The following is a 13,979-nucleotide window of genomic DNA, read 5'->3' as shown; positions in this document are numbered from 1 at the left end:
CTCAGGTCATCCGGTCGGTTCCGGTGCGCTGCCTGGTGGCGGGACCGGAAAGTGCGCGCGGCGAAGGCGGTACACGTAGGCGATGATGTCGGCGACCGCCTCGTAGAGCGTGACGGGAATCTCCTGACCGACCTCGACCGTGCGGTAGAGTGCCCGCGCGAGTGGCTGGTTGCGCAGGACAGGTATGGCGTGCTGGCGCGCGAGCGCCGTGATCCGCTCGGCGACCGCTCCTGCTCCCTTCGCGACGACGACCGGCGCGCGCATGCTGAGCGGGTCGTACTGGAGGGCGATCGCCAGGTGCGTCGGGTTGGTCACGACGACGGTCGCTTTGGGCACCTGGGCCATCATCCGCTGCATGGCGTACTGGCGCTGGAGTCGTCTGATGCGTGCTTTGATCTCCGGATCGCCTTCCGTCTGCCGGAGTTCCTCCTTGAGCTCGTGGCGCGTCATGCGGAGACGTTGCTCCAGGTCCCAGCGCTGGAAGCCGTAGTCGAGGATGGCCAGTGCCAGGTAGGCCGCGCCGATCCGCAGGGCCAGGTCGTGGATGCTGGTGCCGATCGCCCGCGCGATCAGCGCGGGTTCAGCACCGGTGAGGTCGGCATACCGGGAGAGGTCGCGCTGGACGATCGGATACGTCACCGCGAGGACGATCGCAATCTTCAGCAACGCCTTGCCCGCCTCGAACAGGCCACGGCGGGAGAAGAGCCGCTGGAAGCCAGCCATCGGATCGATTCGGCGGAGGTCGGGCTTGAGGACCGCCGGAGCGAAGACGAAGCCGGTCTGGATCAGCGTACTTCCGACGCCGACCAGCAGAAAGAGTCCGAGAACCGGGAGGGTCAATCGGAGGAACATCGTCCCGCTCGTCCAGGCATAGTCGAGGAGGTCTGGAGCCACCAGGTCGGCCGGGAGCGGGCCAGCGAAGCTTCGCTGCAGGTAGGTCCAGAGCGATCCAGCTGCTGACGCTGCGTACCAGGGGAGGAAGAATGCTCCTGTGAGCAACGCCAGTGCCGACGTGAGGTCGCTGCTCCGTGGCACTTGCCCGCGCTTGCGGGCTTCCTGTCGTCGGCGCGGTGTGGCTCGTTCGGTCCGCTCGCTCGCCACCGCTCACCTCGCAGCCAGGAGCACGCGCGTCACGGCGCCGATGAGACCGTCAGTCGTCACGCCGGCCAGGAGTTGGAGCAGGAACGGGATCGAGAGCAGCAGGACGAAAAAGCCCAGGAGGATCTTGGCCGGCAGCCCGACGAAAAAGACGCTCATCTGCGGAACCATCCGGTTCAGGAGTCCGAGTCCGATATCGGCGACGAGGAGCGATCCCGCGATCGGAAGACCGATCCGGAGTGCATCGGCGAACATCGCTCCGGTGAGACCGATGAGCGCGAGCGGCGTGTCTGCGTCGGGCATCCTGGTCCCCGGGGGGAGGAGCGCGAAGGTCCGGGCCAAGGCTCCGATGAGAAGATGGTGTCCGTTGGTCCCGAACAACACCAGGGCCGCGAGCGTGAGATAGAGCGTGTTCAGTGCCGTGCCGTGTGTACCGAAGGCTGGGTTGAACGTTGCAGCGAGCCCGAACCCGAGCTGGTAGCCGATCAGTGACGCCGCCATCTCGATGGCAGCGAAGACGGCCGCGACGGCGAGTCCCAGGGCGAGACCGATCACGATCTCGCGCGCGAGCGCGACGGCGAAAACGAACGGCAGGCTCAACGCGTTATCTCCCGCCGGCGCGAACGGGGACAAGACCAACGCCAGGACGACGGCCAGCGGGACGCGTGCGGGCAGCGGAACTGCCTGGCTACCGAACCCCGGTAGGAGGGTCAGGACGAGCCCGATCCTCGTCACGATGAGGACAAAGAGGGCGATCGAACTCGGAATCAGTGGCGTACTGACCTCCATCGTGACTCCTTCAGCGGCGCAACACCGGTAGGAGCAGGAAGAGTTCGGTTGCCAGACTGGCGAGCTGGCGTCCCATCCACGAACCGGCGAAGAGCAGGATCAGGAAAGTGATGACGATCTTCGGGATGAAGACGAGCGTCTGCTCGTTGACCTGCGTCACCGCCTGCAGGACGCTCACCAGGAGTCCCACGACCAGGATAGTGAGCAGGATCGGCGCCGAGACGAGCAGCGTCGTCGTGATCGCTGCGCGGGCGAGTTCCAACAAGAGCGCTTCGTTCACGGTTCCCCCTCTAGCCGGTACCGAAGCTCGTGACGAGCGAGCGGACGAGAAGGTCCCAACCGTCAACCATCACGAAGAGCAAGAGTTTGAACGGCAAAGAGATCACGACCGGCGGGACCATGATCATCCCCATGGCCATCAAGGTACTCGAGACGATGAGGTCGATGACCAGGAACGGGATGAAGAGCACGAACCCCATCGTAAAGGCCGTCTTGAGCTCGCTCAGGATGAATGCGGGGACCAGGACCCAGGTCGGGACGTCATCGGGGTTGCGTGGTCGCGGCAACTTGCCGAGATCCATGAAGAGGGCGATGTCGCGCTCGCGCGTTTGCCGGAACATGAAGTCGCGGAGTGGCTGGAGTCCTCGCTCGAACGCGGTACGTTGGTCGATTTCTCCGCGTAGGTACGGTTGCAAGGCATCGCGGTTGATCGCCTGCCAGGTCGGTGCCATGACGAAGACGGTCAGGAACAGCGAGAGGCCGATCAGGACTTGGTTGGGGGGCAATTGCGGAACGCCGATCGCCGAGCGGACAAAGGAGAGCACGATGACGATCCGGGTGAAGGAGGTCATCACGATCAGGATAGTCGGAAGGAGGCTGACCAGCGTCAGGAGGAACACCAGTTCGAGCCCGGCGGCGACCGGGTTGTTACTCCCGTTCGCTGGCTGGCTCTGCACCTGGATCTGCGTGGAGCCCATGTTCGCGGTCATCGCACAGGCGCTCGTCAGGAGCCCAACGATACCTGCAGCCAGGAGCAGCTTGGCGCGTCGCCGAACCTGTTCTCTTGCCCGCTCCGGTCTGTTGCCCATCGCGCTCGGCACCACCCCACCCGCTCAAGCAGCGTCTGCTGCCGCAGCCTAACCCGAGTACGAGCAGGACAGCATCGATCACCTGTCAGGATTCGCGCCGAGACCGGTGTCCCGAAACACTAGTGCGGCCGCATCGCTGTTCGGACAGTTCGTTCGGGCTCCTGCCCTAGGACTATTTGGCCAGACAGCGATGGAGGGAGACCTGCCGAAATCCTCGATACGGCGGTCGGATTCGCCGCCACCTGAGGGAGCGGGATGATGATCGATGTGACGCGCCTCGACGGAATGCGCGTCGTCGTCAATGCCGAGCTGATCGAGACTGTCGAGTCCGTACCGGAGACTGTCATCGTTCTGGTGACTCGCCGTCGCTTGATGGTTCGTGAGTCGGTCGATGAGGTCATCGAGCGCGTGCTGGCCTATCGACGGAGCATCGGCACGCTAAGCGACAGCGTGCGCTCCGCGGTGCCCGACCTGCACCGCGAGAGCTAGGCGGGAGGGAGCGAGCCCATGGATCTTGCTACCATTCTCGGCATTGTGCTGGGATTCGGAGCGCTGATCGCAGCCTTCGTCCTCGAAGGTGGGCATCTCTCTTCGCTGATCGGGATCACTGCCTACATGATCATCTTCGGTGGAACGTTCGGTGCGACGATGACGAGCTACGGGCTCAAGGACATGCTCGGGTTGCCGAAACTGATCATGAAAGCGATCAAGACACCACCGGATCGCCGAGCACTTCTCGTGGAGGAAATCGTCAAGCTGGCCGAGATCGCGCGCCGTGACGGGCTGCTCGCTCTCGAGAACCACCCGATCGAGGATCCCTTTCTCAAGAAGGGGATCATGCTCGTCGTGGATGGCACAGATGCCGAACTGACCGAGCAGATCCTATACGCCGACGTCGAGGCGATGGAACAGCGTCATGCCCGCGGCTACGGCATTTTCCAGACCATGGGCGGTTTCGCCCCGACCATGGGGATCATCGGCACGGTTATGGGACTGGTGCACGTGTTGAGTTCGCTCAAGGATCCCGAGTCGCTCGGGCCAGCCATCGCTGTCGCCTTCCTGGCAACGCTGTACGGTGTGGCGACGGCGAATCTCCTGTGGCTCCCGCTCCACAACAAGCTCAAGCTGCGCAGCAAGGAGGAGGTGGCGGAAAAGCAGCTCATCATCGAGGGCGTGCTCGGTATCCAGGCGGGCGAGAATCCGCGCATGCTGCGCGAGAAGCTGCTCGTGCACCTGCCGCCGCAGGCCCGTGCAACCGAGCAGAAGGCTGCGGCCGTCGGCGCGCGGGCCATGGCTCCCGGAGGGGAGTGATCGATGGCGCGCCGGCGCGGCAAGCACCACGAGGGCGAGCACGAGAACCTCGAGCGCTGGCTCATCACCTACGCCGACCTGATCACGCTCTTGCTCATCTTCTTCGTGGTCATGTATTCGATCTCGCAGGCAGACCTCAAAAAGTTCCAGCAGGTCGCTTCGTCCTTGCGCGCAGCGTTCAATCTCGATGTCCTGTCGGCGCCGCCACCTGGTCAGTCGCTCGTGACGCCGCTCGAGCAGGATCCGCGCTTCAACGCGTACCTGAGTGTGCGCGCGCAGGTCGCCTCGCTCTTTACGCGCCTCGGCCTCGACCGCCAGGACGCCGAGGTCGAGCTGACTGCGGAAGGCATCGTCATCCACCTGTCCGACGCTGTCCTGTTCCCACCCGGCCAGGCCGAGTTACGACCCGAGGCGCAGCGCGTGCTCGACGGTATCGCGGCGATCGTCGAGCCGCTGCCGAATGCGATCCGGGTCGAAGGCCATACCGACAACACGCCGCCACCCTCCGCTGCGTACCCGGACAATTGGGAGCTTTCGGCCATGCGCGCGGTGAACACGGTGCGCTATCTCACTGATGTCGCCGGCCTGCCTCCGGAGCGACTCAGCGCTGCCGGCTACGGTGAGTTCCGACCGCGCGCGCCCAACGATACACTCGAGGGGCGGCGCAAGAATCGGCGAGTCGATATCGTGATCCTGCAGGCGGCTTTCGGTGCGGTGCCGTGAGCAGAGGGGTAGCGGATGTTCAAGCGATTGCTGTCGAAACGGATCCTGTTCGTGCTCGTCCCGCTCGTCTTGATTCTCGCCGGCGCCGGCTTTTTCCTGCTCGGTGGTGCTGGTGCAGCACCGTTCGTCCTCAACATCACGATCAATCAGCCGTCCGATAGCGGTTCCGCAGCGCAACCTGAACAGCACCTGACAGTGTCGCTGGGTGAGCGGATCGTCAACTTGGCCGATCCGGGTGGCTACCGATATCTCAAAACCGAGGTGGTGGTCGAGGTCGCGGTCGACCAGAAGACCTACGAGAAGCTGACTGCCGGAAGCGGTGGAGGTGGTCATGGAGGCAGCGGCAGCGCGACCGATCCCCTGCGGACGGAGCTGGAGCACGTGTGGCCAAAAATCCAGGACACCCTGACGATGGTACTGAGCTCGAAGACTGCGGAGGAACTCTCCACGCCAGAAGGAAAGGAACAGCTCAAGGCAGAGCTGGCCGAGAAGCTCCAGCCAGCCTTCGGGGACTATCACATCACGGAGGTCTATCTCACCCAGTTCGTCATCCAGTGAGGGAGACGCCCATGTCTGCGAGTCGCGTCCGAACGGCGACGCCCCGTGCTACCCGACGCGAGCGCGGGAAGCCGATACCGTACGATTTCCGGCGCCCCGATAAGTTCTCGAAAGACCACATCCGCTCGATCCAGAGTATCCACGAAGCGTTCGACCGCTTCGCGTCGAATTACCTTTCCGGGCAGGTGCGCTCAGCTGTCCACAGCGAGCTCGGCCCGGTCGAGCAAATGACGCTCGGGGATTACGTCGATAACTTGCCGCCGCAGGTCGTGCTCTTCCTGGCGGAGCTCGAGCCACTGGTCGGTCGGGCCATCCTGGAAATCGACTTCGCGACTGCCTCGCGGCTGGTCGATCGTCTGCTCGGTGGCGCTGGCGAGGAACGTCCTCCCTTCACCGCAACCACGATCACCGAGATCGAGCTCCTGCTCCTCCGCGAACTCGGCAACGGCCTCTTCCAGGAACTGGCCAATGCCTGGGAACAGGTCATCCGCTTGTACCCGCAGCCGTGTGAGGTCGTCCTTTCCGGCCAGCAGATTCAGGGGTTGATGCCGAGCGAGATCGTGCTGATCGTCCGCCACGAACTCCGTCTCTTCGACAGCGAAGGTCAGTGCCAGGTGGTCTTGCCGTCGTCGACGCTGGAGCCGATCTTGCCGCGCCTCAATGCCCGCGTCCTCTTCGCCAATCCGAGACGCGGGACGAGTGCCCAGGTGATCGCCGACCTGACGGCGCAGCTGGAAGAGGTACCGCTCCAAATGCGGGTCGAGCTTGGCCGTGCTCGCCTGACGGTCGAGGAGCTGATGCAACTCGAAGCCGGTGACGTCCTCGTCCTCGACCAGGACATCTCGTTCCCATTGCTTGTCTATGTCGAGAACGAACCCTGCTTTTACGCGTTCCCCGGACAACGCGGTCGCTCGCTCGCGGTGCGGATCGCTGGTACGGTCACGGAGGAGTGGCCACGCCCTGACGCGCTCGATCGGGAAGGAGGCACAGCACTATGGCCGACCATGACGACACCCTGAGGCCCCCTGGAGAGTCCGGTGCGGTTCGACCATCGGAAACGCCGGTACAGGAGGCCCGCTTCGCTGACTTGCGCGATCAGCCGATCGGTGACGGACACCGCAGTCTCGAATTCTTGCGCGATGTCGAGGTCGAACTGACGGCCGAATTGGGGTCGGCGAGAATGCGGATTAAGCACATCCTTGGCCTCCGGCCCGGTTCGGTCGTCGAGCTCGATCGGCTGGCTGGCGAACCGGTCGAGCTGACGATCAACAAGACGTTGATCGCACGCGGGGAGGTCGTCGTCGTCGATGAGAAGTTCGCCGTGCGGATCACCGAGATCGTCTCGCCGGAGAAGCGGCTCGGTGGAGGCGGAAACCCGTGAGCGTCGTGCGCTCGGTTCTGCACCGTCGCTGGGTACCCCCGCTCCTGGTGTTCGGCGCTGCGCTCCTCGTCGGGCTGGTCTGGGCGGGTCGTTCCGGGCAGCCCGCTGGGCCAGCGCCTCCCACACCAGCGAGCGACGGTTTTCTCGCTCGCGGCTATGCGGAACTCGAGTCGGAACGAGTGACGGTCGGCACGCCGGATGTCTCCTCGTGGGATCTCCTCGGTGCCATGCTGGTGCCGACCCTGATCGTCCTGATCGCTGCCTACGCGACGATCCGTCTCCTGCGGACGCTCAATCGCCGGGTAGCAGCCGGTAGCTCCCGGACCCAGCTCCTCGAATTAGTCGATACGCTCTCGCTGGCCGGAAGCGGTGTCGTGCATATCGTCCGGCTCGGTGAGCGCTATCTTCTTGTCGGAGTGGGAACCGGTGGGCTCTCCTTGTTGACCGAGCTGCGACCGGAGGAAATCGAAATCCTGAAGACCCAGGGAAGCAGCACCCTGCTCGGGCAAGCAACTCTTCCACCGTTCCGCGAGGTGCTCCAGGCGCGCCTCCTGCGCCCCTGGCGGATCCTCGAAACGCCAACCGGAACGGAGACGATCACGCAGCCGGCGCAAGGAGCGCAACGGTTCGGTCACATTCCCGAGGCTCCATCAGCACGCCATCAGGAAATGCCGTGAGGGCCCTGGTCGTGAACGCCGGGCCCGTACTGGTGGAGAGGAGAGCCGGTCTGCATCTAGGCTGATAGCTGGTCGTGTACCCTCGTCCTGTCAGCTCTCGCGCTGGTAGGCAACGCCCAGCGCTTCCGGTTTGGTCGCGCCCCAGCGGAGGCGGAACCAGCGAGTGGAAAGCAGGACGAAGACGACGATGGTGATCAGGAACGGCATAGCGCGCCAGATGTAGCGCGAGAAGACGTTCGGGAACAGGAGTTCTGGGTAGAGTGACAATTGCCAGAGTACGCCGAAGAAGACTGCACCAGCGATGACGAAGAACGGGTTCCAGAGCGAGAAGAAGACGAGGGCGAGCGCGATGAAGCCCCAACCCTGCAGGTAGTTGTAACTCCACACCGGGTTGTAGACGAGCGAGTAGACGGCGCCAGCCAGACCGACGAGCATACCAGCCAGGAGGACCGCAAGATAGCGCATCGCAGTGACCGAGATACCCGAGGCCTCGGCGACCGAGGGGTCTTCGCCCACGGAGCGCAACTTGAGACCGAGGTGCGTTTTGTAGAGCAAGAACCAGAGCGCCACGGCCAGCACCAGCGCGACGAAGAAGAAGACAGGGAGTCCACCCATCGTCGGGAACGGGGTCAGTCCGAGCGGCCCGGTGTAGGGGTAGCCGATGTAGGTCGTGAGCCCGAAGCCGAGGATCCAGATCGCCATACCATTGACGACCTGGTTGCTCCCGAGCGTGATGGAGAAAAACCCGTGGAGCAATCCGACCGCTGCTCCGGTGAGGATCGCCACGAGAAACCCCTCGAGGTAACTTCCACTCGTCTTCGCCACGATGAACCCGAAGGTTCCGCTGAGGAGCATCACTCCTTCCAGTCCGACGTTGAGGATTCCAGCTCGCTGTTCGAGCAGTTCGCCGAGCGCAGCGATGGCGAAGACTGCTGCAGCCGCCAGACTAATGATGAGGAGATTCGACACGGCTTTCGCCCCTCTCTAGCTGAGCAGCTGGTGCCGGAACGATTCGTTCGATGCGGAGTGAGAACTGCGCCAGGGCCTGGAAGGCGACCATCATGATCATCAAGACACCGAGCAACGCGTAGTCGATCCCGAAGGCGAGGCGCAACTTTCCCTGCATGAAGCGCGCGCCACCGGAAACGCCGCCGAACAGGATAGCGACCGGTATGGCTGCGATCGGGTTGTTCCGCGCGATGAGACCGGTGATCAGACCGTAGAAGCTGAAATCACCGAAGTCCGCGTAATTCTTCGGGATCTTGTACACACCCGGAACCCCGAGGAAATAGTGAAAGCCTGCCAGCCCGGCGAAGGCGCCACCGATCGCAAAGACGAGCGTACTGATCCGGGTCGCGTCGATACCGGCATACTCGGCAGCCCGCGGGCTTTCGCCGAACGTTCGGATACGGTACCCGAGCGTCGTCTTGGTAAGGAACACGGTGAGGAGTACCGAGAGGACGACAGCAGCGTAGACCGTCACTGGGAGGTCGAAGACCTGGGGTACCCGCAGGGCGGTCGGCAGCGTGAAGCCCTCGCCCTCGGCTGTCCGGCCCATGAAGGGCCCACCTTCGCGGATCATATGGGCGACGATCCATACCATTGCCCAGTTCAGCATCATCGTCGTGACGATCTCGTTGACCTGGAGACGACCACGGAGAAAACCCGGGATCGCACCGTAGACCGCACTCGCGGCGAGAGCAGCCAGGAGCATCAACGGGATAACGAGGACTCCAGAGATCTGTGCGTTCACCGATGTCTTCGCACCGAACGCATAGGCGACCCCGAACGCTGCCAACGTCGCCGCGAAGATCTGTCCCGGCATACCGATATTCCAGAGACCCGCCCGTAGCGGGACGATCAAGGAGAAGGCTGCCAGAAGCACGAAGGTTGCCCGGTTGATCGTCTGGGGCAGACCGAACTCGCTGAGGAACGCATACTTGATGATTTCGCTGTACACCTCGAGCGGATCAGCACCTACCCGGACGAAAGCGATACCGACCAAGAACAAGGAGACCAGGATCGCGAGAACGGATGCTAGTGCAGTATGCCACCAGCGCACATCGGCCCGGCGCTCGATGCGGATGGCGTAACCGCCGATGACTGCCCTCATACGCGCTCCCGTCGCAATCCAGCCATCAGCTCGCCGATCAGTTCTTTCGTCGCATCTCGGGCAGGTACGACACCCGTGAACTGCCCCTCGTAGATCGCCGCGATACGATCGCTCAGTGCCAGGATTTCATCGAGATCTTCCGATATGAGGAGCACCGCTGTACCAGTCCTCTTGGCCTCCAGGATCTTCCGCTGCACGAACTCGGCTGCACCGACGTCCAGTCCGTGCGTCGGGTGGCACGCGATGAGGAAGCGCGGGCGACGAGAGAGCACGCGCCCCAGAATGACCTTCTGCAGGTTCCCACCAGACAGCGACTTGGCCGGTGCATCCGGGCCACTCGCGACGACACTGTATTCGTCGAGGATCCGCTCGGTCAGCTCACGCGCTCGTGCCATCGCGAGCACGCCCCAGCGGGAGAACGCTGGCTCGAAGTGATAGTTGAGGAGGACGTTCTCGACCAGCGAGAACGTCGGAATCGATCCGACCGTGCGGCGCTCCGTCGGTACGTACCCGAGACCACGCTTCCAGCGGTCAAGCGCTGGAGCCCGCGTGATATCGTTGCCCTCGAGCGTGATCGTGCCGCGCTCGACCGCCCGGAGTCCCGCCAATGCCTCGGCGAGCGGCTCCTGCCCGTTACCGGCAACGCCAGCGATCCCCAGGATCTCGCCCGCGCGTACCTCGAACGAGAGGCCCTGCACGGCAAAGAGCCCGCGGTCGTCGCGCACCCAGAGGTCACGGACTGCTAGGACCGGCTCACCGAGCGGTACCTCGACACGCTCGAGTTGGAGAAGCACCTCACGACCGACCATCGCAGCAGCCAGCGTCCGCTCGGTCGCCTGCTGCGTCTCCATCTCGCCGACGACGCGCCCGCGCCGGAGGATCGTCACGCGATCGCAATACTCGAGCACCACGGGAAGCTTGTGCGTGATGAACGGAATGACCGCGAGATCTTCCTTGGCCAACCGGGTGAGCGATTCGAGCAGCTTGACGATCTCAGGTGGCGTGAGGACCGAAGTCGGCTCGTCGAGGATGAGGATGCGCGCCCCGTGGTAGAGCTCCTTGAGAATCTCGACGATCTGCTTCTCGCCTTCGGAGAGCTGCCAGACCTTGGCGTGCAAGGGGATCCGGAAGCCATAGCGCTCGCAGAGTGCGCTGACTTCCCGCTCTGCTTCGCGCAAATTGAGGATCGCACCGGTCTTCGGGTGGCCGAGAATGATGTTTTCCAGTGCAGTGTGCGCGGGAATCAGTTTCCGTTCCTGGTGCACCATCCCGATGCCGTGGCGGAGCGCGTCGCGTGGACTCCGGAAGTGAACGCGCTGGCCGTTGAGGTAGATCTCTCCTTCGTCCGGCTGCAATTCGCCGAACAGGATGCGCATCAACGTGGTCTTGCCAGCACCGTTCTCGCCGAGGATCGCGTGCAGCTCCCCAGCGCGAATCGTGAGGTCGATGTGGTCGTTGGCGACGACCGAACCGAAGCGCTTGGTGATCCCGCGTATTTCGAGGACGACCCGTCCTGCTCGGGGCTCGGATAGTGGTTTCGTCACGACTCCCTGCCTCGTCACTCTGCGAAGAGGGCGAGCAGCGGGACCGTCCAACGCCCGTCAGTCCTCGCTGCCCGCCCGCGCTTCCCTAATGTCCTCCGTCCTTACGGCAAGATATTGACGCCGTCCAGGTCGAAATTGATCTTCTGCAAGAGGAACTCGTCGGTCGGCTTCTCGCCAGCCGCCTTGACCACTGTCCCCTTGGGCGGAATCGGGAGACCCTCTACCTCGAGCCCTGTTCCGTTGCTGACCAGCGCGTGCTCGGTGAAGGGATCCCACTCGCCTTTGCGCATTCCCTCACGCCGCTCAGCAACCAGATCGACGATCTCCTGCGGGAGCAGTGCCTTGGCCTTCGGGCTGATCGCCTCAATCCCGACTTTGCAGTCGTTCATGATGTCGGTCGTCGTCACCTCCGTCCCGTCGGCGAGCGTGATCTTCGACTCCATGCCCGGGAAGATGATCTCCGACGGCTTCTCGCCCTTCATGTAGGCCTGGATGATCTTGTCGTAGACCACTTCCCAGCGCGTATCGAACGAGATGGCGACCGTATCGGTCGTCGCCCACTTGTAGAAGCAGACAGTGTCCATGTCTTTCCCGACGAACCAGAGGCCGCGAGCCTTGCAGACGTCCAGGGTCGACCCGGAGTCCGTCTGCTGCGTCAGCACGTCACAGTTGTACTGTGTCGCAAGCGTCTCGGCGACCGCGCGTTCCTCGGCTGGGAGGTACCAGTCGCCGACGTACTTGATGTGGATCTGAACCTGCTTGTTCAGCCGCTTGGCAGCCTCCTGGACTCCGAGGATGAAGCCTGCCTGCCGTCGTAGGACCTGCAGGTTCGGGTAGGCGGAGACAATACCGACGTTACCGGTCTGGGTGAGGGCGCCGGCGATCAGCCCTTCGAGATAGAGCGACTGATACTGGCGCGGGAAGATGCGGATGAAGTTCGGCCGGGTGGTGAGATCGCTGGTCGTCACCGCGACGAAGATCTTGTCCGGGTATTTATCGACAATATCGAGAAGCGGCATGCCGATGAACTCGGCATTCCCGACGATGATGTTGGCGCCTTCCTTGGCGATCATCTCCTCTGCGAACGGGACGGTTTGATCCGGGCTGACCTGCTCGCGATAGATGTACTTCACGTTCGGGTACTTCTCGGCCAGCCGCTTGCCTGCCCGGTTGTGCGCACCGGACCACGTCGTCCCTTCGATGACACTGAAGTGGAGGATTGCGAACACCACCGGTTTCTCGGTCGGCGACTGGGCGGCTGCTGGCGTCTGCGCCGCCGCTGGAGTCTTGTCAGCGGCCGGTGTCTGTCCACTGGCTGGCGTCTGCCCCGCCGGTGCCGTAGTCGGCGTCGGTGTCGCTCCACCGCCGCAGGCCGCGAGGAGCGCGCTCACTGCAGGCAGGGCTGCACCGAGCAGTCCGCCACGGAGCATCGACCGGCGCGACAGTTTGCGTTCGAACAGGCCGAAGTTCTCTGCCATCGTCGTCTCCTCCTCAGAGCCTTCCTCCAATGCGCCGATTCAGCGAGGCGAGATCATCGGTGCTTCCCTCAGGGACACCTCCCTTCCACAAGACAGAATCGCTACCTGCAAACGCACGCGCGGGAACACTGACCGAAGTCGGCGGTTCTCTCATCAGCACCCCCACGTTTCGGAAAAAGAAAATACTAACCGCCGCGCCACCTCCTGCGTCGCGCATCAAAAACGTTCGACCCGATTCGCTACGGTAGAGCGGCTCCCTGCCTCCAGTGCTCGACACTACCGCATGAAGCCACGCCACTAGAGTACGTCGGAAGTGTCTGAGCCGTCAAGAGCCTTCGATCGTGCAGCGAGTGCAGGTTTCGGTCAACGGTTTCGTGCGCTACGCTGAAGGACAGCCAGGCGATCGAGGGCAAACACCACTCGACTGGCACAAAAGCCGGAGGCTGTGGCAAGTGCTCGCCCCCTCACCGAATGCGAAACGAGCGACCCCGGGCCATCGACCCGGGGTCGGCGCTGCTGATCGATCCGTCACGGCACCTGGACACGGATCAGGTTCGTCACCTTGGTCACACCGGGTGCGCGCCAGGCTGCTTCCTCGGCCTCCTTCCGCTCGGCCCAGGAGCGGACTGTGCCCGAGAGGATGACGTGGCCGCCTTCTTCCACCCGCACCTGGATGTTCTCCGCGTCGATTTCAGCGTGCCGGACGAAGGCCTGCTCGATCTGTCGTTTGATGTCGTCCGGCGCGACCGTCGGTTGCCGCACGGTGATGAGGTTGATGACCGACTTGACGCCGCTGATACGGCGCGCAGTCTCTTCCGCCTCGCGTCGCTGGTAGTGCCAGTCGACCTCGCCTTCGAGCGTCACCCGGCCTTCTTCGACCCGGATCTTGATCCGGTCATGCGGAATGGCAGGATTCTCCTCCAGCGCGGTCGCCACCGCACGCGCGATGTCCTCGTCCGTCCGCACGCCGAGTCCACGCGGCACGACCTCGATGTGGTTGACGACCGCCCGGACACCCTCGACGCGGAGCGCAGCCCGTTCGGCCGCCCACTTCTTCAGGAAGCTGTCGACCGTTCCGGTCAGCGTGACCACACCGTCATGGACGGTGACACCGACGTCCGTCACCTCGACTTCGGGGTCCCAGTCAAGTTCGTCCAGGACGTCCTGCTGGATCTCCTCGTCCGTTCGCACGCGCGGCATACGACTCCCTCCCTTCCTG

Annotated in this window: 16 protein-coding genes; 7 read left to right on the top strand and 9 right to left on the bottom strand. The window is 63.5% G+C overall.

The genetic code is table 11. The features are described from left to right. Positions 1-6 precede the first annotated feature (6 nt). Genes flhB through fliP form a run of 4 tightly spaced genes read right to left on the bottom strand, consistent with a single transcriptional unit; the run spans position 7 to position 2,975 of the window. Positions 7-1,101, bottom strand: coding sequence for a flagellar biosynthesis protein FlhB (flhB, locus tag OO015_RS10665; RefSeq protein WP_265941246.1), 1,095 nt, complete (start codon positions 1,099-1,101; stop codon positions 7-9). Between the two features lie 3 nt (positions 1,102-1,104). Beyond that, positions 1,105-1,887: a flagellar biosynthetic protein FliR gene (locus OO015_RS10660; RefSeq protein WP_265941245.1), complete on the bottom strand. Its 783-nt coding sequence runs from the start codon at positions 1,885-1,887 to the stop codon at positions 1,105-1,107. Positions 1,888-1,897: 10 nt separating this feature from the next. Next, positions 1,898-2,167, bottom strand: coding sequence for a flagellar biosynthesis protein FliQ (gene fliQ / locus OO015_RS10655; RefSeq protein ID WP_265941244.1), 270 nt, complete (start codon positions 2,165-2,167; stop codon positions 1,898-1,900). 10 nt (positions 2,168-2,177) lie between these two features. Beyond that, complete coding sequence (gene fliP, locus OO015_RS10650) at positions 2,178-2,975, bottom strand: flagellar type III secretion system pore protein FliP (RefSeq protein WP_265941243.1); 798 nt, start codon at positions 2,973-2,975, stop codon at positions 2,178-2,180. A gap of 258 nt (positions 2,976-3,233) precedes the next feature. Here fliP and OO015_RS10645 point away from each other — a divergent pair, with 258 nt between their 5' ends. From OO015_RS10645 to OO015_RS10615, 7 genes are read left to right on the top strand one after another with little or no spacing between them, the layout of a single operon-like run. Then, a complete protein-coding gene (locus OO015_RS10645; protein ID WP_265941242.1) occupies positions 3,234-3,464 on the top strand; it encodes a flagellar FlbD family protein in 231 nt (76 codons plus the stop codon). Between the two features lie 18 nt (positions 3,465-3,482). After that, complete coding sequence (locus OO015_RS10640) at positions 3,483-4,286, top strand: flagellar motor protein (protein WP_265941241.1); 804 nt, start codon at positions 3,483-3,485, stop codon at positions 4,284-4,286. Between the two features lie 3 nt (positions 4,287-4,289). After that, on the top strand, positions 4,290-5,009 hold the full coding sequence (locus tag OO015_RS10635; RefSeq protein ID WP_265941240.1) for a flagellar motor protein MotB: 720 nt from the start codon (positions 4,290-4,292) through the stop codon (positions 5,007-5,009). A gap of 15 nt (positions 5,010-5,024) precedes the next feature. After that, the gene (locus tag OO015_RS10630; RefSeq protein WP_265941239.1) at positions 5,025-5,567 is read left to right on the top strand and encodes a flagellar basal body-associated FliL family protein; all 543 of its coding nucleotides are present in this window, start codon (positions 5,025-5,027) and stop codon (positions 5,565-5,567) included. Between the two features lie 11 nt (positions 5,568-5,578). Next, positions 5,579-6,586 (top strand): flagellar motor switch protein FliM, encoded by a 1,008-nt coding sequence (locus tag OO015_RS10625; RefSeq protein WP_265941238.1) that lies wholly within the window; start codon positions 5,579-5,581, stop codon positions 6,584-6,586. After that, positions 6,562-6,948: a flagellar motor switch protein FliN gene (fliN, locus tag OO015_RS10620; protein ID WP_265941237.1), complete on the top strand. Its 387-nt coding sequence runs from the start codon at positions 6,562-6,564 to the stop codon at positions 6,946-6,948. The genes OO015_RS10625 and fliN overlap by 25 nt, the downstream gene beginning before the upstream one ends. Continuing rightward, positions 6,945-7,625, top strand: a complete 681-nt coding sequence (locus tag OO015_RS10615; RefSeq protein ID WP_265941236.1) for a FliO/MopB family protein — start codon at positions 6,945-6,947, stop codon at positions 7,623-7,625. The genes fliN and OO015_RS10615 overlap by 4 nt, the downstream gene beginning before the upstream one ends. Before the next feature lie 90 nt (positions 7,626-7,715). Here the strand turns inward: OO015_RS10615 and OO015_RS10610 are convergent, their stop codons facing one another. From OO015_RS10610 to OO015_RS10590, 5 genes are all read right to left on the bottom strand, one after another. Next, positions 7,716-8,594 (bottom strand): ABC transporter permease, encoded by an 879-nt coding sequence (locus tag OO015_RS10610; protein ID WP_265941235.1) that lies wholly within the window; start codon positions 8,592-8,594, stop codon positions 7,716-7,718. Continuing rightward, a complete protein-coding gene (locus OO015_RS10605; RefSeq protein WP_265941234.1) occupies positions 8,572-9,738 on the bottom strand; it encodes an ABC transporter permease in 1,167 nt (388 codons plus the stop codon). The genes OO015_RS10610 and OO015_RS10605 overlap by 23 nt, the downstream gene beginning before the upstream one ends. Further along, a complete protein-coding gene (locus OO015_RS10600; RefSeq protein WP_265941233.1) occupies positions 9,735-11,282 on the bottom strand; it encodes an ABC transporter ATP-binding protein in 1,548 nt (515 codons plus the stop codon). The genes OO015_RS10605 and OO015_RS10600 overlap by 4 nt, the downstream gene beginning before the upstream one ends. 101 nt (positions 11,283-11,383) lie before the next feature. Next, on the bottom strand, positions 11,384-12,760 hold the full coding sequence (locus OO015_RS10595) for a BMP family ABC transporter substrate-binding protein (RefSeq protein ID WP_265941232.1): 1,377 nt from the start codon (positions 12,758-12,760) through the stop codon (positions 11,384-11,386). A gap of 528 nt (positions 12,761-13,288) precedes the next feature. Then, on the bottom strand, positions 13,289-13,960 hold the full coding sequence (locus OO015_RS10590; protein ID WP_265941231.1) for a BON domain-containing protein: 672 nt from the start codon (positions 13,958-13,960) through the stop codon (positions 13,289-13,291). Between the last annotated feature and the right edge of the window lie 19 nt (positions 13,961-13,979).

Origin of the sequence: Thermomicrobium sp. 4228-Ro (assembly GCF_026241205.1) — a bacterium.
Classification (GTDB): domain Bacteria; phylum Chloroflexota; class Chloroflexia; order Thermomicrobiales; family Thermomicrobiaceae; genus Thermomicrobium.
The sequence above is the reverse complement of the archived record's forward strand: the minus strand, read 5'-3'. Positions and strand labels throughout refer to the sequence as shown.